Genomic DNA, 20,656 nt, shown 5'->3' with positions numbered 1-20,656 from the left:
ACCTCAGGTCATGTTCCCCCCTGAGCGGGGTCCTGGCCGCAGCCGTGTCCGGACTCCCATGCTCAGCCGGGCCGCCCGGCCCCAGCCCAGGGCCGCGGCGAGCAGGCCGTAGAGGAGGAACTCCAGCTGCCGTCGCGGCTGCCGGGCCCCGTGGCGCCGGGCCAGCCGGAACAGCCGGCGGGCGGCCTGCTCGGCGCCGGCGGCACCGCACTGGCGGCTGAGCAGGAAGGCGGAGCGGGAGAAGCGCGCCATTTCGGGGCCGCCGGGGTCGACGCCGGCGGCCAGGGCACTGCGCAGCAGCGACTCCTGGGCGCGGGAGCGGTCCACCAGCTTGCGGGGGTCCAGGTGGCCCCGGTCGCTGAGGTGGTCGTCGCCCATATGGATCCGCCGCACCGACACCGGCGCCGGCACCCAGACCAGGGGAGTGCCGGTCGCCCCGGCCCGGCCGTCGTACTCCCAGTCCTCCTCGTTGATCCAGGGCTGCCAGGGGCCGATGCGGTCGAGCAGGTCGCGTCGGTAAAGGGGACAGCTGGTGGTCCACCAGCGCTCCAGCAGCAGCCGGGGGAACAGCCGCTCCAGGGGGATCCCGGTGGCCCGCATCGGGCCGCACCGTTCGACGGGCCGCCGGGAGTGGTCCTCCTCCAGGCTGGGGCCGTAGGCGATCCCGGCTCCGGGGGAGCGCCGCAGGGCGTCCACCTGGGCGCTGAACTTGCCGGGCAGCAACAGGTCGTCGCTGTCGAGGTACTGGACGAACTCTCCGCGGCTCTGGTCCAGGCCCCGCTGGCGGGCGGCGCCGGGACCGCGGTTGGGCTGGTGGATCACCCGGATGGTCTGCGGATGGTCGGCGGCCAGCCCGTCGGCCACGGCGCCGGTGTCGTCGCTGGACCCGTCGTCGACGATGACGATCTCGATCGGCCGGTGGTCCTGCTCGAGCACGCTGGCCACCGCTGCGCGCAGCAGGGCGGCACGGTTGTGGACCGGGATGATCGTGCTGACCAGGCCGGGGACCGGGGCGGGCCGCAGGGCGGCGATGCGCTCGAGGGCGGGGCGCCGCATCACGGCCCGGGCCCGTTCCAGGTTGGGGTTGTCGGTCCGGTGCTTGAGGGGCTGGCCCCGGTGCCAGAGGTGCACGATCGGCTCGTAGCCCCAGATCCAGGTGGGCCGGGTGAGGCAGCGGTCCCAGAATTCGTTGTCCTCCCCGCCCCAGCCGACGAAGCCCTCATCCATCCCACCGATGGCGGCGTAGGCCTCGGCGGTGATCGCCATCGAGCCGCCGGCCTCCAGGTTCTGCACGATCGCTTCCGCCGGCCTGGCGTCATAGGCGCCCGAGCCGGCCAGCACCGCCGCGCTGTGGGTCTCATCGAGGTAGAAGACGAACCGCTTCGGATTCACCACCGCGTAGCCCCGGCTGATCCGCTCCAGTAGGCGGCGGGCATAACCGGTGGGCACGAGCATGTCGTTGTCGTGCAGCAGCAGCACCGGGGCCTGGGCCTCGCGGGCGCCGAGGTTGAAGGTGTGGGAGCGGTTGTAGGGGGCGGTCGGATCCGGCAGGGGGCCGTGGATGTGGCGCACCCAGCCCGGCAGTCGGTCGGCGATGCGGGGCTCGCTGTCCTGTTCGATCACCAGGCATTCGAGCCGGACGCCCTCCTGGGCGGCGAGGGATTCGAGGGTCGCCAGCAGCAGGGGCAGCCGCTCGGTGCCCCGGTGGCCGATCAGCACGCTTACCTCCGGTGGCCCAGCGGCCCAGCCGGGGGTGGGCCGGCGCCGGATCGGTGCCGCCGCCAGGCAGCGGCGCAGCAGGCGCCGGCCGAGCTCCGGCTGGATGGCCGGCGCGTGCAGGCGGGAGGTGTAGCGCCACAGACAGGCCTGACCGAAGCCATCGGGGGCGGCCTCCAGCCGCTCGCGGCGGTTGGCGATGCCGAGTTGGGCCGGTGCCGGACGGCGCAGCAGCCACTCGTAGCGGAGCCGGTCCTTCAGCCACACCCCCAGCCGCTCCCGCCGGGTGGGCCCCGCCGCCTCAGCCATGGGACGCACCGGGAGCGTCGAGGCGGGCTGCCGCCGCCAGCAGGTGCTCGGCCTGGGCCCCGGTGCCCGCGGCATCGCCGGCCCCGCCGGCCCCGTCGCCGCCGGCATGGGGCCACTCGCTGCCGGGGCTGCCGTGGCGGAAGCGCAACCCCAGCAGCCGGCGCAGGTCCTCACCCCGCTGGCGGCCCAGCCAGCGGTCCAGCCGTCCGGCGGGCGCCGGCGCCGGCTCCTCCGGGGCCTGGGGCAGGGGGGGCAGGGCCGTCGCCTGATCAAGGGCCCGCCGCCAGGCGGCCAGGGAGGCCGCCCCGCTGTAGCGACGGGCCACCAGGGCGTGCCCGGCCCTGGAGAGCCGCTCCAGCAGGGCCGGATCCCGCAGCCGCGCCAGTGCGCCGGCGGCGGCATCCGCATCCCCGCAGGGGAACAGCAGGGCGGTGGCGTCCTGCTCCAGGGCCCCCTCCAGGCCCGCTCCCACGTACCGGCTGCTCACCACCGCCATGCCGCTGGCCATGGCCTGCCAGGCCACGATCGGGCCCGTCTCCCAGGAGGAGGTGATCACCAGGGCATGGTGATGGCCGTAGACCTCCGCTGCCAGCCGGCCCTGGTCGACATGGCCGAGCATCCGCACGCGGCCCCGTTCGATCCAGGGGGCCAGGGACCGCTCCAGGGCCGGACGCTCCTCGCCATCCCCGGCGATGCTGAGCCGGACGTCGATGCCCCGGGAGTGCAGCGCCTCCAGCAGCGGCGGCAGATCGTGCACCCGTTTCTGCTCCTGCTCCAGCCGGCCCACCCAGGCCAGCTTCAGGGTGGCGGCCGGATCGCCGTCAGGGAGTTGCCAGGGCGGCACCGGCACGCCGTAGGGGGCGTAGAGCACCCGGGCCGGATCCATCCCGCCCCGCCTGCTCGCCAGCCGGCAGGCCAGGCGATTGGTGGCGATCACCGCGTCGATGCCGACGCCATGCCGGCGCAGGTCGTCGAAGTACTCCGCCTCGAGCGCATGCAGCGTCATCACCACCCGTCCATGGAACCGCCCCCGGCGCCGGGCCCGCCGGGCCGCCGGGTACAGATCGACGAGATTGACGCCGAGCACGAGATCCGGGTCCAGCCGCTCCAGCAGGGCGGCGATCGCACGGAGCCGGCCTTCGGCGCTGCCGCTGGGGTTGGCGATCGCCCCGGCCGCCAGGGCCGGGTAGGCCCGGGCGTAGGGGCCATGGCGGTGGTGATCCCCATCGGGCACCGCCACGGTCACCTCCAGCCCCCCCTCCCGCAGGGCCGGCACCAGGTTCGCCAGCCAGTCCTGGACGCCGCCGAGCAGGTAGGCGGAGGGGGCGAGCACCAGCACCCTCATGGCGTCCGATCCAGGTGGACGATCCCCGGTCCGTCGGCCGTCAACGGTGGCACGGCCAGGTGCGGCAGGGGGGCGACGGCCCGCACGTGGTGGCCGAGCTGGCGGATGTAGATCCCCTCCGATGCTGGGCAGCGCTCCCACTTGCGGAAGAAGCTCTCCTGGTTGGCGGAGGTGTACTTGCCCCAGACGCGCTCCGACTGGCCGTCGAAGGAGGTGGTGGCGGGCTGGTCGTTCGCATGGTGCAGGTAGGGACAGGCCACCCCTGCGATCTCGACCCCGGCCAGGCTCGCCCGGGCGGTGTAGTCCATGTCCTCGAAGCCGATGCCGCTGAAGCTCTGGTCGAAGGCGCCGATGCGCTCCCAGCAGCGCCGGCCGATGGCGAAATGGGACCAGGTGTTGTTGAGCAGGCTGAGATCCACCGATTCCCAGGCCATGGTCTCGGCCCAGCGCCGCAGGTAGGGATCGATGCGCAGATCGTCATTGAGCACCAGGGTGGTGGCTGTGGGGCTGGCCTGGAGCAGTTCGTTCCACATCTGGCAGAGCCCCACCACCCGCTCATGCAGCAGGAAGCGGCGATGGGGCGGTTCACCGCTGGCCAGCTCCCCGCAGAGCCGCTCCAGGTAGCGGCTCTGGCTGGCGGGGTCGCCGTGGCCGTTGACGGCCACCAGGATCGGCACTTCGGGGAACGTGCGCCGCAGGGAGCGGTACAGCGGACGGAAATAGGTCTCGTAGCGGGCCTCGAAGGTGGTGATCGCGATCGTGAAGCGATCGCCGAGGGGCCGCCGCGGCGGCAGCAGCACCCTCGGGATGCGGCGCCGGCCGCCGTGCACCACGGCCCGGGCGGCGAGGTAGAGGCGCAGGTTCAGGGAGGAGCGGGTCATAGTGGCGGTGGTGGGTGCTCCCTTCAGGCGTGCCCCAGGGCGCCGATCGCCTCCACCAGGCCGCGGTAGCGCTCCCGGGGGCGGATGTGGTCGTGGAAGCAGCGGGCACAGTCCTCCCGGCGGGCCTCCAGGTCGGCGCCGAGGTGATGGGCCGCCGCCAGGAAGCCGGCGCCATCGTCGACCATCACGCCGCAGCCGAAGTCCTCGACGAACTGGAAGCTGGCCTGGCGGCTGCAGATCACCGGCACCCCCATGGCCAGGTACATGCACAGCCGGTTGGAACTGACGCCCATGGCCTGGAACTGGGGCGCCGGATTGGTGTAGACGGCCAGGCCGATGTCGTAGCCCACGGCCGATCGCCACGCCTCCTGCCAGGACAGCCGGTCGGTTTCGATGTGGAGCCGGCCCCCCAGGCTCAGGCGCCGCAGCAGGTAGAGGGCCAGGGGATCCACCCCCAGGGGCTGGATCACGGCGCAGAGGGCCGGATCCTCGTGCAGGGCGTCGAGCAGCCAGTCGGCGCCGGCGGTGAGGTTGAAGCCCCCGGAGATGGCCAGGGTGAGAGCGTCCGGCGCCAGGCCCCAGCGCTGGCGGAGCTCCCGGCGCAGCCGTGGATCCCGCTCCGGCGGGTTGCGGAAACAGCCCGGGTAGACCAGCACCGGCTGGGCCGCCGGCAGGCCGGCGTACTCGCGCACCAGATCCACCCGGTGGGTGTCGTTGACGATGGTGAAGCGGGCCCGCCGGTAGGCCTGCAGACACAGCCGTTTCCAGCGTTCCGAGCGGGGCCCCCGGTAGCTGCCGGCGCGGATCTCGTCCCCGAGGATGAAGGAGGGACGGCGGTGCAGGCGGGCCAGCACTCCCACCACGGCGATCGGATCCTCGGTGGTGCCTGAGAAGCAGGCGTAGCGCCGCCAGCGGGGGCGCCAGGCCTGGGCCAGCAACCAGCGCATCGAATAGGCCACAGGGTGGGTGCTGACCCGTTCGCCGTAGGGGGCGGTGCTGCCGCAGGGACCGGGGGCGAAGACGTGGACGTCGTAGCCGCTCTCCAGCAGGGCGGAGATGATCGCCTCGTTGGGGGGCGAGTGCAGCAGCTCCGGCACCAGCAGGAAGTGGGCGGCGATCGGCCGTGGCAACGAGGGACCGGTCATGGAGGAAGCGGTGGGCTAGAGGGCCCTGGGGGTGCGGGTGGTGCTGAGGTCGGTGGGCAGCTCCAGCCGGCCGGCGCCGTAGTCCTCCAGCAGCCGGTTTGTGTAGGAGCGGATGAAGTCCACTGGGAAATCCTTGCGCGCGGGGTTCGGTGCCGATTCACTCTTTTCCCGGGCGGCGATCCGGTCGTACCAGTTGTGGTAATGGGTGATCGTGCCGTCGAGGCCGTAGAAGTTGCCGAGGCCGTAGCGCAGGTAGGCCAGCTCGTCGCTCCAGACCGCCGGTGGCGAGGCCGGCGTGAACAGCGGTTCGCTGGCCCGGTTGGACACGTAGACGTCCATGGGCACCCAGCCGAGCTTCTGGCGCTGGAGCTCCCGCGGCAGGTGGTGGGTGATGTGGGGGCCGTGGAAGTCGACCTCGTAGCGGGGCCGCGGCAGGCGCCCCTTGCGCCGCCAGTGGAGGCGCCGGCAACGGCGGAACTGCCGGGTGTGCATCAGCAGGAAGGAGCTCTCCGGCATGCCGGCCCCGAAGGGGCGGGTGAGCGGTCCGCAGCCGATGTCCTGCGGCGACACCAGCGCCACCCCCTCCACCAGCCGGGAGCGGCACAGCGCGAACCAGTCCGGTGCCAGCAGGATCACGTCCGCATGCAGCAGTAGGGTGTAGGGGGAGCGCGATCGGTTCAGCAGGGCATTGAGCGCCTCCGGCTGGCTGCAGCGGCGCTGCACCACCTCGGCCCCCCGCTGGCGGGCGATGGCCACGGATCGGTCGGTGGAGCCGTTGTCCAGCACGCAGACGTGCGTCTCCAGGCCCCGGGTGGTGGCCTGGAGGGCCTCCAGACAGTGGGGCAGGAACAGCTCGCTGTTCCAGCTGGTGATGCCGACGAAGAGTTCGGGTGTCGTCATGGTCGGGGAAGCAGCCGCAGGCGGCGCAGCAGCCGCACCGGCAGCTGGCGCTCCAGGGCCGAGAGCCGCTCGCCGAGGGCGGACTTCTCCGCCAGCAGCCGCTGCACCAGCCGATCCAGCGAGGCGCTCGCCCCGTAGCGGGCGTAGATGGTGGCCAGTTCGGCCGGAAACCGTTCCCCCTGGCGGCGGGTCTTCACGGTGGCGTAGTAGCGCATGGCCCCCAGTTTCTCCTGGGTGACGATGCCGGTGCAGCGCCGGGAGAAGCGCCACCAGAGGTCGTAGTCCATCAGCAGGCTGAGGGACTCGTCCACCTGCCCGCCGGCCTCCCGCCAGAGGGAGGCACTCCAGAAGCAGCTCTGCTGCAGCAGGAAGCAGTCGTTCTCGATCGCCAGCAGGGTCTGCTCCGATCCCTCCCGGGCGGGCACGTGGCGCAGGAACCGCTGGTCGGCGCTGATGATGTCGCCGCTGCCGATCACCCAGCGGCCGTCGGGATGGGCGGCGAAGGCCTCCAGCACGGTGCGGAAGGCACCGGGGAGATAGAGGTCGTCGGAGTTCAGCCAGGCCAGGATCGATCCGCTGGCCCGGCGGAAGCCCTTGTTGATGGCGTCCGACTGGCCCCGGTCGGGCTCGCTGATCATCACCGAGATCCAGGGGCGGTAGCGCTCCAGCACCGCCGGGGTGTCGTCGGTGCTGCCGCCGTCCACCACGATGATCTCGACGTTGTCGTAACCCTGCCAGAGGATCGAGAGCAGGGTGTCCTCGATGAAGGCCCCCTGGTTGAGGGTGGGGATGACGATCGAGAACAGGGGCCGGCCAGGGTCCGTGCTGAGCCGTTCGGGCACGCTGGGCGGGTCGGCCGCGCTCCAGCCGTAGAGGGGGCGGCTGGCGGGCAGGGGCGGCTCAGCCATGGTGGGGTCCGGCCGCGACGGCCCGTTCCATGCAGGCCAGCAGACGGGGGGCCACGTCGTCGATGCCGGACTCCCGCCACACCCGGGCCCGGCTGCGTTCCCCCAGCCGGCGCCGGCTCTCCGGGTCGTTGCTGAGCCGGTGCAGGGCGGTGGCGAAGGCTGCCAGGTCGAGGTACGGGACGGCCAGACCGCAGCCGTCGGCCACGAAGTCGACGATGCCGCCCCCGCCGTCGAAGCAGATGGTGGGCACGGCCGCGGCGGCGGCCTCGAGGGCCACCAGGGGATAGGGGTCCTCCCGCGACAGCAGGCCGTGGACGGCGAAGCGACCGATGACGCCGATGGCGGAGGGCCTTGGCGGCAGCAGCAGGACCCGGTGCTCGAGACCCAGCAGCTGCAGATCGCGGCGGGCCACGATCACCTCCTCCTGCCCCGGGGAGGCCCCGAGCCAGACGGCCAGGAAGGGCTGGCCGGCGAAGACCCGCTCACACTCCCGCACCAGCAGCGGGAAGAGGTCGAAACCCTTGCGGGCGATCGCCTGGCCCGCGAAGCCGAACACGAACGTGCCCGCCGCCAGGGCCGACTCCAGGGGCTCCAGGGCCGGTTCCAGTCCGGGCTCCTCCGCCAGGGGGGCCGGAGCGGGCGGCCCCTGCCCGGGGGCGGCGAAGGGAAGGAAGCCCGGAATCACCGTGCAGCGGTTGAGGGGCAGGCCGTGGTGGTTGTGCAGGGATTGCCTCACCCCCTCGGCACAGGCCACCACGACGCTGGAGAGGGCCAGCTGGCGGGCCACCGCCTCCGGGCTGCTCATGGTGGCCAGGGTGGTTTCCAGCTCGTGGACATGGCTGAGGCAGGCCGGGCGGGCCGGATCGCCACCCAGGCCCTTCAGGTGCTGGCCCAGCACCAGGGTGTTGAGGTAGATCAGCTCCGGTCGGTGCCGCTGCACCGCCGCCTCCAGCAGCTCGGCCGGACTGCCGGCCCTCCCCCGCCCCAGCCGGGCGGCGACCCGCTCGCGCAGGGGTTGGAACAGGGGCCGGCTCCAGGCCTCGGTGGGCGCCAGGGCCTCGAAATCGGGCCGCAGGGGCCCATCGCTGAGCAGCACCACCGCCGGTTCGATGCCGCGCCCATGGGCCATCAGCCAGCGCAGCAGCCAGAGCAGCAGCAGCGGGGCCCCGCTGCGGGTGGCCATGTGGGAGACGAACAGCACCCTCATGGGGCGATCACCTGCTTCCAGACGATCAGGGTGAGCAGGAAGGCCAGGGTCCGGGTCCGGTCGGTGCCGCTGCGGTGGGCCTCCAGGATCCGCCCGACGAGCTCCGGATCCACCAGGTCGTCGATCCGTCCGGCGTTCTCGCGCAGGAAGGCATGCATCCGCGGATCGCGGTACCAGTCGGCGCTGAGGTCGTAGCTCACGTAGCGGGCCCGCCGCATCGGCGGCGTCCAGTAGAGGGGCGGCGCCTTGGGAAGCATGCGGCGGCGGTCGAAACCGTTCTCCTCCGGGAATGTCAGCAGTTCCGGGCAGTTGCGGGCGATGGCGTGGCGGTGCCAGTTGGAGCCCAGCTTCCAGCCATCGGGAAGGTTCCAGATCGCTTCGATCCAACGGCGGTCATGGAACGGGGAGCGCCAGGCGCTGGAGGCCCGGTACATGCGGATGCCGTTGGCGTAGAAGTTCGGCACCCGCTGCTCGAAGTAGTAACGGGTGAGGCCTTCAAGGAAGCCGCCGCGGCAGAAGCCCGCCAGGCGTGCGGCCCGCCGGTGGCGGCCGTCCGGCATCAGCTCGGCGGCGAGTTCAGGGGCCAGATGCCGAAGTTCATCGGCGGAGAAACTGGGGTGCCTGTTCAGCTTCATGCCCCAGAACCGGCCCAGGGCCACCTCGGGGGCCAGGGAGGCGAAGCGGCCCAGCCAGCCGCGGTCGAAGTAGTAGGAGCGGGCGAATTCCCCCAGGGTGCCGACGAAGAAGGTGGCGTCGGCCGGAATCGCCGCCTTGAGGGGATAAAGGAAGGTGTGCCAGTGCCAGGCGGTCTTGGTGCCGTTGGTGAGGCTGGAGATGGTGGACGCGTGGGCGAAGATGTCGTCGAGCTCCAGGCTGATCAGCTGGTGGGGCAGGTCGAAGCGCTCGGCCATGCGGCGGGCCACCTGCACATCGGTCGCCTCCTCCCGTCCCATCGTGATCAGATGGGGGCGCAGGTCCTGGCGCAGCATCGACGCCAGGATCACCCGCGAATCGAACCCGCCCGACAGGGACAGATAGGGGTTCTCGCCCGCCAGCCGCAGCACCGCGGCGTTGAGGGCCTCGACGGCGGCGTCGGGGTCGGCGGGTGCCGCCGGGATCCGGTCGAGGACTGCAACGGAGGAGAGGGAGACCCTGCCGTCGGTGAAGTGGAGGATGCTGCCGGGGGGCACCCGGCGGATCGCCGGGTGGAGGGTCTGGTTGTCGGTCAGGTTCTCCAGCTGGCAGAGATCGCCGAGGGCCTGCCAGTTCCAGCGCCAGGCCAGGCCGCTGCGGTGCAGGATCTCGGCCACCCGGTCGCCATGGAAGAGGCGGCCGTCGTGCTCCAGGACGTAGTAGTGGGTCGCCCCCACCGGTGAGGTGACCACCGTCACGTCGCCGGCGTCGGTCTCGATCACCAGGGCGTACTCCCCCTGGGTCTCGGCCAGGGCGCGGCTTCCCTGGCGCAAGAAGCGTCCCAGCAGCTCGGCCTCCGTGCTGTCGGCGTAGCCGATGCAGGTGAGCCGGTGGTCTCCGATCTGAATGGTCATCGGCTGCGGGGAGCCAGCCTGGCCAGCATCTCCTTGCCGGCTCGCTTGACCCGGAACCGCAGGCGGCCCAGGCGATCGCCCGGGGAAACGCTGGGGGTGCCCTCCAGGGGCAGGTGCGCCCAGGGCGTCTGACGGCGGATCTCCAGGTAGCGCTGGCGCCAGGGGTGGGTGCAGCGATGGTGCCAGGGCTTGGCCACGCCCGAGCCGGCGAAGTGGATCACGGCGGGGCTCGCCCGGGCCAGCTCCGCCTGCCGGCCCAGGGGGGTGTCGGCGGCGGTGTACTCGGGGTGCATCCAGAGGTGGGGCAGGGCGTTCCAGCGCCAGTCGAGGGGACGCCAGCGGGCCTCGAGCAGGGAGTTGAGCACGTCCTGGTCCCAGTGCTTGATCCGCTCGGGATGGGTGCGGGCGAACTCCAGGCCGTTGGCCAGGATGTTCTCCCGGCGCCAGCGGCCCAGATCGATGAGCATGGCGCCGGCATTGAAGACCAGGGAGCCCTCCGCCAGGCAGAGGCGGTTGCGGTCGAAGTCCTGATTGTGTTCCTCCACCGCGCCGATGCTGTTCCCTTCCAGTGACGACTCCCAGAGGTCCCGCAGCGAGTCGACCACGATCAGGTCGGAATCCAGGTAGAGGACCTTCTCGACGGCATGGGGAAGGGCCGCCGGCAGCAGCAGCCGGAAATAGGTGGCCAGGCTGATATGACCGAAGACGGGAAAACCCGCGAGCATCTGCTCATCCAGCTGCAGGAAGGAGACCGAGGGGAGAAATTCACCGAGGTAGGCCGCCAATCGAGCTCGCTCCGCGGCATCGATGACGCCGTGGAGGATATAGACACTGAGGCTTTCTTTTGGGTTGGAGAGCTGCAGGGATTTCAGCATCACGGCGCAGTGCCGGATGTAGTTGTTGTCGATCGTGCAGGCAATGATCATGGGAAAGATGCGTGCTCCTGCAGGGTCGCCCCGGGGAATGGGAAAACCATCAGACGGGGGCTGCCGTCATCGGCTTCTGATGGGGATGTTTGGATTGGTCGCTCCAGAGTTTTGCGTACTGACCGTCCTGGGCGAGCAGCTCATGGTGGCGGCCCCGCTCCACGATCCTTCCCTCGGAAAGGACACAGATCACATCGGCATTGACAATCGTACTGAGGCGGTGGGCAATCACAAGAACGGTGTGCTGGCGCTCGAACTGTTCGATCGCCTGTTGCACCAGCCGTTCGCTCTGGCTGTCGAGGGCGCTGGTGGCCTCATCGAGAATCAGCAGTTCAGGTCGGCGCAGAATCGCCCTGGCCAGGGAGATTCGCTGGCGTTGGCCACCGCTGAGCCGATAGCCCCGTTCGCCGATCTTGGTGTCGTAGCCCTCGGGGAGATCCGCGATGAACCGGGAGGCCTGGGCCTTGGCGGCCGCGGCCTTGATGTCTTCCATGGAGGCGTTCTCGACGCCGAAGCCGATGTTGCTGGCGATGCTGGCGTTGAACAGGAAGGTGTCCTGGCTGACGACCCCGAGGCGCTGCTGCCAGCTCGCCAGATTGATCGTCCGGATGTCGACGCCGTCGACCAGGATCCGGCCGCCGGTGGGCTCGTAGAGGCCCACCAGCAGATCGGCGATGGAGCTCTTGCCGGCGCCACTGGAGCCGACCAGGGCGACCGTCTGGCCGCGGCCGATCGTGAGCTGGATGGAGGAGAGGGCCTGGGGCAGATCGGGGCTGTAGCGCAACGAGACATCATCCAGCTGGATCGCATCGCGCAGGGCCGTGAACGGCACACCGCCGGTGCGGATGAAGTCCTTGTCGTCGTCGCGCAGGATCTGGTTGAGCCGCTCCACATTGGCGCTGTTGGCGGCATAGCTGGTGGCCAGACCCGTGAGACTGCCGACCCGCTGGTTGAGTCTCTGGAGGGCGATGATGAACGTCACCAGGCTCGGCAGGACACCGCTGCTGCGGTCCTTGAACACCATCAGGCTGAGCGCCGCGATGATGGCGATCGAAATGATCGGCAGCATGTTGGAGATCGGCTGCACGATGTTGGACAGCTTGCTCTGCCGGATCGAGAGCCGCCTGCTTTCATTGAGCAGCGCTTTGAGCTTCTTCCTCGAACTTTCCAGCTGGCCGGTGCTGTGCAGCAGCCTCAGGCCCTGGATCTGTTCGTTCTGATGGCTGGAGAGCTCGACGCCCACCTTCTGCTGCTCCCGTGAATTCCTGCGGATCCGCGGCAGCAGTACCTTCTGGACCGTCTGCATCACGGCGGCCATCGCAAAGGCCACCAGCAGGAGCCAGGGGGAGATCGCCACCAGGATGGCCAGGTAGATGATCAGCTGCAGGCTGTTCATCAACAGCCCGTTGGCCAGGCTGATCTCCTTCTGAACGGTGCTGCCCCCGGAGCCCACGTAATTGAGCAGGTCACCGACCCGGTAACGGCTGGCGCAGCCGAAGGTGAGGGAGAGGACCCGATCGTTCAGCTTGCCGGTGATTTCGGTGCCCATCCGGGCCCCCATCACGGCGGTGCTGACGCTGTTCACGTAGCTGGTCGCCGCCATCAGGCCCTGCAGGGCCACGGCGGTCGCCAGGAGCAGCACGAAGAGGCCGTCGCGGCCGGTGCGGGTGCTGAGGGCACTGTTCAGCCAGTCCTGCAGCCAGGGCAGCTGGCTGAGGGAGCCGAGAGAGGACATCTTGGTCCAGTCACTGTTCTCGGGAGCGCTGATCAGGCTGACCGACAGAAAGATGATCCCGAGGGTGGCGCCCTCGCTGAGGCTGGCGGCCAGGCTGGTGGAGAAGTTGAGGGCCAGAAGCTTCCAGTACTTCTTCGCCGAATGCCGGATCAGACGCGCAGCGGGTCTCTGGTCAGTGAGGGGGGCAAGCAGGGGGCTGGGGAGTCGTCTGGCGATGCGATGGAGAAGCGGCATCAACGGCGAGGCGAAAAGGATGCTGGAACAGGCGGATGGGGAATCGGGGCTGGGGCGGCCTGCCGTCTCCGGTCGGAAAGCCGCCTCCGGGTCACACGGCAGGGGGTTGGAGCAGGGGCTTGGCCCAGCCCGGCGGACCAGGGGATCGGGATGGCAACAGGAACGCCGGTGGTCTCAAATCTAGGCCGCCACCAAGGACCTGCACGACGTTGGGCTGGTCCTACGATCCCCCCTCGACGGATGGCAGGACGGGGGACGGCCCCGCGACCGGCGCCGTCCCTGCCTTCGCTTTCCGCCTCGCTTCCAGGTCCACTCCGGGTTCGGAGCCGCCCCAGTCGGCCAAGCCCCCGGCCTCGCCGCCTCCGCCATGGCCCCTCCCCCGCCACGGCCTCCGCTTCCCGGACCCCCGGGCGGGGCTGCTTCCACCGGCGCCGGGCCACGGCGTGCGTGGCGCCGCCGCATGGCCATCGGGGTTGCGCTGCTGCTGCCGCTGGCCCTGGCGGCCAGCGGCAGCCCATGGGCTGACGGCCGCTCCACCGGCATCGCACCGCCCTCCCTGGGCCCCCTCGACCATCGCCATCTGGCGATCATCGTCAACGCCGCCGATCCCCTCAGCGAGACCATCGGCCGGCACTACCAGGCGGCCCGGCTGATCCCACAGAACCAGGTGATCCGGGTGCGCTTCGCACCCGGGGAAGCCGCGCTGAACCCTGACCTGTTCCGCCGCATCAAGGCCAGCGTCGATCGCCGCACCCCGTCCCATGTCCAGGTCTATGCGCTGGCCTGGGCGGCCCCGTACCGGGTCGGTTGCCAGTCGATCACCAGCGCCTTCAGCCTCGGCCTCGATCCGCGCTTCTGCGCCAGCGGTTGCCGCACCACGGCCCTGAGCCCCCTGTTCGCCCGCGGTGACGTGCGCCGGCCCTGGGATCAGCTGCGCATCCGGCCCAGCATGATGCTGGCCGCCACCAGCGCGGCGGCGGCCCGGCGCCTGATCCAGCAGGGGGTGGCCTCCGACGGGACCGCCCCGCCGGGGACCGCCTACCTGCTGAGCACCGGCGACGGGCGGCGCAACCGTCGGGCCGCCGGTTACGACAGGGTCAGGGCCGCCATCGGCTCCCGCCTGCGGGTGCGGATCATCCTCGGCGACACCCTGGTGGGAGCCCAGGATGTGATGGCCTACGTCACGGGGCTGGCCTTCCCCGCGGGCCTGCGCACCAACCGCTTCCGGCCCGGTGCCGTCGCCGATCACCTCACCTCCTTCGGCGGGCAGCTGACCGACAGCCCCCAGATGAGTGCGCTGCGCTGGCTCGAGGCCGGCGCCACCGGCAGTTACGGCACCGTGGTGGAACCCTGCAACTTCACGGCCAAGTTCCCCGATCCCGGCCTGCTGCTCAGCTACTACCTCCGGGGTGACACCCTGATCGAGAGCTACTGGCGCAGTGTGGCCATGCCCGGGCAGGGGGTCTTCATCGGCGAGCCCCTGGCCAGGCCCTGGCCCGGGGCCGGCGCCCTCAGCCCTGGTGACGGCGCTGGTGCCAGGCCCAGGCGTGCTCGATGATCGTTTCCAGTTCCGGGAAGCGGGGTCGCCAGCCCAGTTCCTGGTGGGCCCGGGTGGCCCCGGCCACCAGCTGGGGAGGGTCACCGTCGCGGCGTTTGGCCACGTGGGCCAGCAGGCCGCGACCGGTGACGGCCTTGGCGGTCTCGATCACCTGCTGGACCGAGTAGCCGGTGCCGTTGCCGAGGTTGTAGATCAGCGGTCGGCGCTCGGTCTCCTCCCGTTCCCGCAACCGCAGCAGCCGCTCCAGCCCCAGGACGTGGGCGTCGGCCAGGTCGGCCACGTGGATGTAATCGCGGATGCAGGTGCCGTCCGGGGTGGGGTAGTCGTCGCCGAAGATCTGCAGGTAGGGCTCCCGGCCGCTCATGGTGTCGAGCACCCGCGGGATCAGGTGGGTCTCCGGGTTGTGGTCCTCCCCCAGGTCGCCGTCGGGGTCGGCACCGGCGGCATTGAAGTAGCGGAAGATCACGCTGGGCAGGCCGTAGGCCGCCGCGAAGTCGGTGAGCAGCTGCTCCACCATCCACTTGCTGCGTCCGTAGGGATTGATCGGGGCCTGGGGGTGTTCTTCGGTGATCGGCACCTGCTGGGGAATGCCGTAGGTGGCGCAGGTGGAGGAGAACACGATCGGCAGGGGCCGCTCGGTGGCCACCAGGGCCTCGAGCAGGGTGAGGGTGTCGCCCAGGTTGTTGCGGTAGTACTTGGCGGGGTCGGTCACCGATTCGCCCACATAGGCGTAGGCGGCGAAATGGAGCACCGCCTCGATCGGCTTGCCTTCCAGGGGCGTGCCGTCGAGGGCGGGATGGCGGCCGCGCAGCAGGGGTTCGAGCACCTCACGGTCTCCCACCTGGCCCAGCACCAGCGGCACCTTCAGGGTCTTCTCGACGATGTCGGCATGGCCATAGACCAGGTTGTCGAGCACCACGGGCTGGTGTCCCGCACGGGTCAGGGCCCTGACGGCATGGCTGCCGATGTAGCCGGCGCCCCCGGTGACGAGGATCCTCACAGCCGCACCTCGGCGCCGCTGGCCCGCTCGCTGACGAATTCCGCCACCGTGCGACGCAGCCCGTCCGGCAGGGGAATCGACGCCCGCCAGCCCAGGGCGGCCAGGCGGCCCACATCCAGGAGCTTGCGGGGGGTGCCGTCGGGCTTCGAGGTGTCCCAGGCGATGCGTCCGCGGAACCCGACCGCCTCGGCCACCATCGTGGCCAGCTCCTTGATGCTCACGTCCGTTCCCGTTCCCACATTGAGGTGCTGGAGCTCCTCGGCGCCCGGCTGCCAGTGGCGCAGGCAGAACAGGGCCGCATCCGCCAGATCATCGACGTGGAGGAACTCCCGCCGCGGGCTGCCGCTGCCCCAGCAGACCACCTCCTCGGCGCCGGATTCCCGGGCCTCCTGGAAGCGGCGGATCAGGCCGGGCAGCACATGGCTGTTGGTGGGGTGGTAGTTGTCGCCCGGGCCGTAGAGATTGGTGGGCATCAGGCTGATGGCATCGAAGCCGTGCTGCAGCCGCAGGGCGCGACACAGCTGGATGCCGGTGATCTTGGCGATGGCGTACCACTCGTTGGTGGGCTCCAGGGGCCCGCCGAGCAGGGCCTCCTCCCGGATCGGCTGCTCGGCCAGCTTGGGGTAGATGCAGCTGCTGCCCAGGAACAGCAGGCGCCGGGTGCCGTGCCGCCAGGCGCTCTCGATCACGTTCTGCTGGATCCTGAGATTGTCGAGCAGGAAGTCGGCCGGATAGGTGGCGTTGGCGAGAATGCCCCCCACCCGCGCCGCCGCCAGCACCACCACCTCGGGCCGCTGGTCGGCGAACCAGGCGGCCACGGCGGGGCCGTCGATGAGGTCGAGCTCGGAGCGGCTGACGCGGAGCAGGTGCTTGTGCCCTTCGGACTCCAGGCGCCGGGCGATGGCCGAGCCGGCCATGCCGCGATGGCCGGCGATGAAGATCCGATCGTTCGTGGAGATCAGCATGGGGAAATCGTCAGGCCCCCGCGCTGCCGGGCGGGGTGGCGGACCACGGGAGAAGGCGTCGTTCCAGCGAAGGTCCGCTTCGACGGGAACGGATCACGGCCCTGACCATAGCCGCGTTTTGCGGGCCGGCTCACGGGGCGGCGCTCACCCCGACCTGGGGGGGATTCTCCATCGAGCCGACAACGGTGAACCCCTCCCGCCGCAGGGTGGCCTCCTTGGCGGCCTCCTCCTTGTCGGTGGCGACCATCTCCGCCACCAGTTCCTCCAGGGTGGTGGTGGGCGTCCAGCCCAGCCGCTCCCGGGCCCGGGTGGGATCCCCCAGCAGGGTCTCCACCTCCGCCGGCCGGAAGTAGCGCCGGTCGATGCGCACCACGATGGCGCCGGTGTCACGCCGGGCGCCCGTCTCCTCGACGCCGCTGCCGCTCCAGTCGATCCCCCCCCAGCCGAGCTCCTCGGCGGTGAGCTCGATGAAGCGGCGCACCGATTCCTGCCGGCCCGTGGCGATCACGAAGTCCTCGGGTTGCTCCTGCTGCAGCATCCGCCACTGCATCTCCACGTAGTCCCGGGCGTGCCCCCAGTCCCGGAGAGAGTCGAGGTTGCCCATGAACAGGCCCTGGTCGAGTCCGGCATCGATGCGGGCCAGGCCCCGGGTGATCTTGCGGGTGACGAAGGTCTCCCCCCGCCGGGGGCTTTCGTGGTTGAAGAGGATGCCGTTGCAGGCGTACATGCCGTAGGCCTCCCGGTAGTTGACCGTGATCCAGTAGGCATAGAGCTTGGCCACGCCGTAGGGACTGCGTGGATAGAACGGGGTCGTTTCCTTCTGGGGAATCTCCTGCACCAGTCCATAGAGTTCGCTGGTGCTGGCCTGATAGATGCGGGTCTTTTCGGTCAGCCCCAGGATGCGGACGGCTTCGAGGATCCGCAGGGTGCCCAGGGCATCGGAGTTGGCGGTGTATTCGGGACTTTCGAAACTCACGGCCACGTGGCTCTGGGCCCCGAGGTTGTAGATCTCGTCCGGCTGGATCTGTTGAACGATCCTGATCAGATTGGTGGAGTCGGTCAGATCGCCGTAGTGCAGAACCAGGCGGGGATTCTGCTCGTGGGGATCCTGGTAGAGGTGGTCGATCCGGTCGGTGTTGAAGCTGCTGGCCCGCCGCTTGATCCCATGCACCACATAGCCTTTCTCCAGGAGCAACTCCGCCAGGTAGGAACCGTCCTGGCCGGTGATCCCGGTGATCAGAGCCGTCTTGGTCATGGGGTTTCCGTTGTGTTCAAAGGGTGAAGGGGCCGCACCCGCCGTGCTGGTGTGCGGGTTGCCCCTGGGGCTGGGCCATGCCTGCGGCGTTCGGCTGGAGTCGGTCGGAGCTTAGCCGGACGCTTGGGCTCCGTCCGTGGGGGAGCCGGGGGATCGATCGGAGCGGTGCCGTTGCCCTGCCAAAAAAGAAGGACCCATCCGCAACGGACAGGCCCTTGGCAAGGTTGGCTGAGAAGAAGGATCGCAGCTCAGTCGCGGCGACCGCCACCTTGAAGGGCGATGATCAGCCGCAGGATGAAGATGAAGAGGTTGATGTAGGTGAGGTACATGCCCAGGGCGCCGGCCAGATACTGGTCGTCGCTGTAGGTGCGGGGCATGGTGTAGAAGTCGACAAAGGCCGCACCCACGAACAGCACGGTGCCGAAGCCGGCGATCATCAGCTCGAAACCGTTGCCGCCGAAACCGGGAATGAAGATCCCTCCCACCAGCTGCACCACCATGGCGATCAGCAGGCCGACGATGCCGAGGCCTACCACCCCGCTGAGGGCCTGACCGAGGTTGTCGCTCATGTTGCGACCCACCACCGAGGCGATCACGAACGTGATGCCGGTGGCCAGGGCCGCCGTGCCGATCGCTCCGATGCCGGCGGTGCCGATGGCCATCGCCACGATGCCGCTCAGGGTGAAGCCAGTGATCAGGCTGTAGGTGGCCAGGATCGGAAGGGCGGTGCCGTTGTTGCCCTTCATGGCCGCGTTCTGCGCCACGAAGAAGAGGATGAAGTTGCCGATCAGCGACACCCAGAACAGGGGCATGAAGATCGGGTTGCCGATCATCGAGAGGCCACCGACCACGCCGACGGCGGTGAGCACCATGCCGCCGCCCACATAGGGCAGGGCCTTGTTGACAACGTTGGGTCCGACCAGGGCGCTGGACTGGGCTTCGCGGATCGCTTCCTGGAAATTGCTGCGGGCCGGCATGGCGCTGGCATTTCAAACTCAGTCCATCTTGCCAGCGGCCCCAGGGTTGCGGCAGCGGCGCCGGTTCGGATCTCCCCATGCGGACCGCAGCCCTGGAGGCACGCTCAGGCGTCGCCTGCGGGCTGGCGGCCCGACCCGGGCCAGAGCCACACCGCCAGCAGCGCGACCCCCGTGCCGATGCAGGACTCCAGGAAGCGCAGCAGAGCATTCACCCCCGGACTCAGGGCCGGATCCAGGCTGCCGGTGACCATCACGACGATCACCGTGATCGCCGCCAGACGGCCGTGGCTGGGCACGTTGATGGCCGCACAGATCACCACCGTGGCGAAGATCGCCGCGGCCATGCCGAGGGGGTGAAAGGGCAGCAGCGTCAGGTAAACGGCGCTGGTGATGGCGCCGATCGCCGACCCCAGAATCCGCAGCGAGGCGGAGGAGGCCGCATCCTTGCGGGTGACCTGGGTCACGACGACGGCGGAGATCGCCGACCAGAGGCCGCCGATCTTGGGTAGGTAGCCTGGAAACAGGCTGGTGAACCAGAAGCCCAGGGAGTAGGCCACCAGGGCCGCCAGCGCGATCTGGGCCGGGATGCGCAGCCGTTCGGCGCTGTTCATGGGTCCGATCGGCTGGGGGTCCCATCGACCCGTTTCCTGGCTGGGGGGACCGGCGGGCGGGCATCGCGGCGGGCGTAGGCCTGCACCAGGCGCTGCACCAGCGGGTGGCGCACCACGTCGGCGTCGGAAAAGCGGCAGATCGCCACCCCTTCGACCCCGGCCAGCACCTGCTCCGCCTCCACCAGGCCGCTCAGCTGGCCCGGGGGCAGGTCGATCTGGGTGGTGTCACCGGTCACGACCATGCGCGAGTTCTCCCCCAGCCGGGTGAGCACCATGCGCATCTGGGCGCAGGTGGTGTTCTGGGCCTCATCGAGGATCACGAAGGCATCGGCCAGGGTGCGGCCGCGCATGAAGGCCAGGGGCGCCACCTCGATCACCCCTTTCTCCAGCAGCTGGCTGGTGCGCTCCTGACCCAGCAGGCCGTGGAGAGCGTCGTAGAGGGGACGCAGGTAGGGATCCACCTTCTGCTGCAGGTCACCGGGCAGGAACCCCAGCCGCTCGCCGGCCTCCACCGCCGGCCGGGTCAGCACCAGCCGCTCCACCTTGCGCTCCTGCAGCATGCGTACGGCCAGGATCGTGGCCAGAAAGGTCTTGCCGGTGCCGGCGGGTCCGATGGCCAGCGTCAGGTCGTGGCGTTCGATCGCCTCGACGTAACTGTTCTGACGCAGGGTGCGGGGACGCAGGGGCCGGCCGGTGACGCTCGTGGCCAGCACCTGGAGCCCCATGCTGCGGTGCTGGTCGGAGCGCCCCGTGTCCAGGGCCGTCAGGGCCGCCTGGATGTCCACCGGTCTGATGGGCTCGCCCCGTTGCCACAGCGGCTCCAGGAGCTGGATGAGGGACTGCAGCCGCTCCACCTGGGCTGTGCGGCCCCGGATCTGGAGATCGAGGCCCCGCAGGACGATCTGGGCACCCGTCAGCGCTTCGAGACGACGCAGTGAAGCTCCGTCCGTGCCGGCCAGGGCGATGGCGGCGGCGCTGTCGGGCAGGGCGAACGTGGAGGAGAGCTCGCTCAGGCCTCGGCGGCGGCAGGTTCGGCGCCAGCGGCGGCGGCTGCTTCAGCGGCCTCAGCGGCCTGCTTGGCGGCGGCTTCCTTGGCGGCTTCGGCGGCGGCGGCCGCTTCCTTCACCGCGGCAGCAGCGGCGGCGTCACGGGCGGCGGCCTGCTGCAGCTTGCCGACGGTTTCGGCGGGCCGGGTGGTCTTCTCGATCAGGCCGCCTTTCTCGAGCAGGCTGCGCACGGTGTCGGTGGGCTGGGCACCCTGACCCAGGCGGACACGGATGGCCTCGGCGTCGAGACGGGTTTCCTTGGTGCGGGGGTTGTAGAAGCCCAGTTCCTCGAGCGGACGGCCGTCGCGGCGGGAGGTGCTGTTGGTGGCCACCAGACGGAAACTCGCTTCCCGTTTCTTGCCGAACCGCTTCAGCCGGAGCTTGATCATCT

Annotated in this window: 18 protein-coding genes; 1 reads left to right on the top strand and 17 read right to left on the bottom strand. The window is 70.3% G+C overall.

Annotated features, from left to right (window positions below):
• Nucleotides 1-3: 3 nt before the first annotated feature.
• Genes KBZ08_RS12320 through KBZ08_RS12275 form a run of 10 tightly spaced genes read right to left on the bottom strand, consistent with a single transcriptional unit; the run spans nucleotide 4 to nucleotide 12,853 of the window.
• The gene (locus tag KBZ08_RS12320; RefSeq protein WP_254973303.1) at nucleotides 4-2,025 is read right to left on the bottom strand and encodes a glycosyltransferase; all 2,022 of its coding nucleotides are present in this window, start codon (nucleotides 2,023-2,025) and stop codon (nucleotides 4-6) included.
• Entirely contained in the window at nucleotides 2,018-3,370 is a 1,353-nt protein-coding gene (locus tag KBZ08_RS12315; RefSeq protein WP_254973302.1) for a glycosyltransferase family 4 protein, read from the bottom strand. The genes KBZ08_RS12320 and KBZ08_RS12315 overlap by 8 nt, the downstream gene beginning before the upstream one ends.
• Nucleotides 3,367-4,251 carry a glycosyltransferase family 2 protein gene (locus KBZ08_RS12310; RefSeq protein WP_254973299.1) on the bottom strand — a complete coding sequence of 295 codons (885 nt, stop codon included), beginning with the start codon at nucleotides 4,249-4,251 and terminating at the stop codon, nucleotides 3,367-3,369. Before KBZ08_RS12310 ends, KBZ08_RS12315 begins: the two co-directional genes overlap by 4 nt.
• 23 nt (nucleotides 4,252-4,274) lie before the next feature.
• Nucleotides 4,275-5,396, bottom strand: a complete 1,122-nt coding sequence (locus KBZ08_RS12305) for a hypothetical protein (protein ID WP_254973298.1) — start codon at nucleotides 5,394-5,396, stop codon at nucleotides 4,275-4,277.
• Nucleotides 5,397-5,411: 15 nt separating this feature from the next.
• A complete protein-coding gene (locus tag KBZ08_RS12300; protein ID WP_254973296.1) occupies nucleotides 5,412-6,296 on the bottom strand; it encodes a glycosyltransferase in 885 nt (294 codons plus the stop codon).
• Nucleotides 6,293-7,204, bottom strand: coding sequence for a glycosyltransferase family 2 protein (locus KBZ08_RS12295; protein ID WP_254973295.1), 912 nt, complete (start codon nucleotides 7,202-7,204; stop codon nucleotides 6,293-6,295). Before KBZ08_RS12295 ends, KBZ08_RS12300 begins: the two co-directional genes overlap by 4 nt.
• The gene (locus KBZ08_RS12290; RefSeq protein WP_254973294.1) at nucleotides 7,197-8,411 is read right to left on the bottom strand and encodes a glycosyltransferase; all 1,215 of its coding nucleotides are present in this window, start codon (nucleotides 8,409-8,411) and stop codon (nucleotides 7,197-7,199) included. Before KBZ08_RS12290 ends, KBZ08_RS12295 begins: the two co-directional genes overlap by 8 nt.
• Nucleotides 8,408-9,958, bottom strand: coding sequence for an asparagine synthase C-terminal domain-containing protein (locus tag KBZ08_RS12285; RefSeq protein WP_254973293.1), 1,551 nt, complete (start codon nucleotides 9,956-9,958; stop codon nucleotides 8,408-8,410). The genes KBZ08_RS12290 and KBZ08_RS12285 overlap by 4 nt, the downstream gene beginning before the upstream one ends.
• Nucleotides 9,955-10,884, bottom strand: coding sequence for a glycosyltransferase family 8 protein (locus KBZ08_RS12280; RefSeq protein ID WP_254973291.1), 930 nt, complete (start codon nucleotides 10,882-10,884; stop codon nucleotides 9,955-9,957). Before KBZ08_RS12280 ends, KBZ08_RS12285 begins: the two co-directional genes overlap by 4 nt.
• A 49-nt stretch (nucleotides 10,885-10,933) precedes the next feature.
• Complete coding sequence (locus KBZ08_RS12275; protein ID WP_254973289.1) at nucleotides 10,934-12,853, bottom strand: ABC transporter ATP-binding protein; 1,920 nt, start codon at nucleotides 12,851-12,853, stop codon at nucleotides 10,934-10,936.
• Nucleotides 12,854-13,313: 460 nt separating this feature from the next.
• Here KBZ08_RS12275 and KBZ08_RS12270 point away from each other — a divergent pair, with 460 nt between their 5' ends.
• A complete protein-coding gene (locus tag KBZ08_RS12270; protein WP_254973288.1) occupies nucleotides 13,314-14,411 on the top strand; it encodes a TIGR03790 family protein in 1,098 nt (365 codons plus the stop codon).
• On the opposite strand, the gene galE is transcribed toward KBZ08_RS12270, so the two are convergent.
• The 7 genes from galE to rpsP form a co-directional block, all read right to left on the bottom strand.
• A complete protein-coding gene (galE, locus tag KBZ08_RS12265) occupies nucleotides 14,365-15,411 on the bottom strand; it encodes a UDP-glucose 4-epimerase GalE (RefSeq protein WP_254973285.1) in 1,047 nt (348 codons plus the stop codon). The two genes, KBZ08_RS12270 and galE, sit on opposite strands and share 47 nt — an antisense overlap.
• On the bottom strand, nucleotides 15,408-16,376 hold the full coding sequence (locus KBZ08_RS12260) for a GDP-L-fucose synthase (RefSeq protein ID WP_254973283.1): 969 nt from the start codon (nucleotides 16,374-16,376) through the stop codon (nucleotides 15,408-15,410). The genes galE and KBZ08_RS12260 overlap by 4 nt, the downstream gene beginning before the upstream one ends.
• Before the next feature lie 130 nt (nucleotides 16,377-16,506).
• Nucleotides 16,507-17,631 (bottom strand): GDP-mannose 4,6-dehydratase, encoded by a 1,125-nt coding sequence (gene gmd, locus KBZ08_RS12255; protein ID WP_254973282.1) that lies wholly within the window; start codon nucleotides 17,629-17,631, stop codon nucleotides 16,507-16,509.
• Nucleotides 17,632-17,879: 248 nt separating this feature from the next.
• Nucleotides 17,880-18,608: a Bax inhibitor-1 family protein gene (locus tag KBZ08_RS12250; protein WP_106220722.1), complete on the bottom strand. Its 729-nt coding sequence runs from the start codon at nucleotides 18,606-18,608 to the stop codon at nucleotides 17,880-17,882.
• Nucleotides 18,609-18,712: 104 nt separating this feature from the next.
• Nucleotides 18,713-19,219: an aromatic acid exporter family protein gene (locus tag KBZ08_RS12245; RefSeq protein WP_254973281.1), complete on the bottom strand. Its 507-nt coding sequence runs from the start codon at nucleotides 19,217-19,219 to the stop codon at nucleotides 18,713-18,715.
• Complete coding sequence (locus tag KBZ08_RS12240) at nucleotides 19,216-20,232, bottom strand: PhoH family protein (RefSeq protein ID WP_254973458.1); 1,017 nt, start codon at nucleotides 20,230-20,232, stop codon at nucleotides 19,216-19,218. Before KBZ08_RS12240 ends, KBZ08_RS12245 begins: the two co-directional genes overlap by 4 nt.
• The gene (rpsP, locus tag KBZ08_RS12235) at nucleotides 20,229-20,654 is read right to left on the bottom strand and encodes a 30S ribosomal protein S16 (RefSeq protein ID WP_254973280.1); all 426 of its coding nucleotides are present in this window, start codon (nucleotides 20,652-20,654) and stop codon (nucleotides 20,229-20,231) included. Before rpsP ends, KBZ08_RS12240 begins: the two co-directional genes overlap by 4 nt.
• Nucleotides 20,655-20,656: the final 2 nt, after the last annotated feature.

It is taken from the genome of Cyanobium sp. Candia 9D4, assembly GCF_024346155.1.
Taxonomy (GTDB): Bacteria; Cyanobacteriota; Cyanobacteriia; order PCC-6307; family Cyanobiaceae; genus Cyanobium; species Cyanobium minutissimum.
The sequence above is the reverse complement of the archived record's forward strand: the minus strand, read 5'-3'. Positions and strand labels throughout refer to the sequence as shown.

Excerpts from the sequence above, each read along its gene's own strand:
- KBZ08_RS12280 (WP_254973291.1), bottom strand. The coding sequence starts at position 10,884 with ATGATCATTGCCTGCACGATCGACAACAACTACATCCGGCACTGCGCC.
- KBZ08_RS12260 (WP_254973283.1), bottom strand. The coding sequence starts at position 16,376 with ATGCTGATCTCCACGAACGATCGGATCTTCATCGCCGGCCATCGCGGC.
- KBZ08_RS12300 (WP_254973296.1), bottom strand. The coding sequence starts at position 6,296 with ATGACGACACCCGAACTCTTCGTCGGCATCACCAGCTGGAACAGCGAG.
- KBZ08_RS12315 (WP_254973302.1), bottom strand. The coding sequence starts at position 3,370 with ATGAGGGTGCTGGTGCTCGCCCCCTCCGCCTACCTGCTCGGCGGCGTC.
- KBZ08_RS12290 (WP_254973294.1), bottom strand. The coding sequence starts at position 8,411 with ATGAGGGTGCTGTTCGTCTCCCACATGGCCACCCGCAGCGGGGCCCCG.
- KBZ08_RS12270 (WP_254973288.1), top strand. The coding sequence starts at position 13,314 with ATGGCCATCGGGGTTGCGCTGCTGCTGCCGCTGGCCCTGGCGGCCAGC.
- KBZ08_RS12295 (WP_254973295.1), bottom strand. The coding sequence starts at position 7,204 with ATGGCTGAGCCGCCCCTGCCCGCCAGCCGCCCCCTCTACGGCTGGAGC.
- KBZ08_RS12305 (WP_254973298.1), bottom strand. The coding sequence starts at position 5,396 with ATGACCGGTCCCTCGTTGCCACGGCCGATCGCCGCCCACTTCCTGCTG.
- KBZ08_RS12285 (WP_254973293.1), bottom strand. The coding sequence starts at position 9,958 with ATGACCATTCAGATCGGAGACCACCGGCTCACCTGCATCGGCTACGCC.
- KBZ08_RS12250 (WP_106220722.1), bottom strand. The coding sequence starts at position 18,608 with ATGCCGGCCCGCAGCAATTTCCAGGAAGCGATCCGCGAAGCCCAGTCC.
- KBZ08_RS12275 (WP_254973289.1), bottom strand. The coding sequence starts at position 12,853 with ATGCCGCTTCTCCATCGCATCGCCAGACGACTCCCCAGCCCCCTGCTT.
- gmd (WP_254973282.1), bottom strand. The coding sequence starts at position 17,631 with ATGACCAAGACGGCTCTGATCACCGGGATCACCGGCCAGGACGGTTCC.
- KBZ08_RS12320 (WP_254973303.1), bottom strand. The coding sequence starts at position 2,025 with ATGGCTGAGGCGGCGGGGCCCACCCGGCGGGAGCGGCTGGGGGTGTGG.
- rpsP (WP_254973280.1), bottom strand. The coding sequence starts at position 20,654 with ATGATCAAGCTCCGGCTGAAGCGGTTCGGCAAGAAACGGGAAGCGAGT.
- KBZ08_RS12310 (WP_254973299.1), bottom strand. The coding sequence starts at position 4,251 with ATGACCCGCTCCTCCCTGAACCTGCGCCTCTACCTCGCCGCCCGGGCC.
- KBZ08_RS12245 (WP_254973281.1), bottom strand. The coding sequence starts at position 19,219 with ATGAACAGCGCCGAACGGCTGCGCATCCCGGCCCAGATCGCGCTGGCG.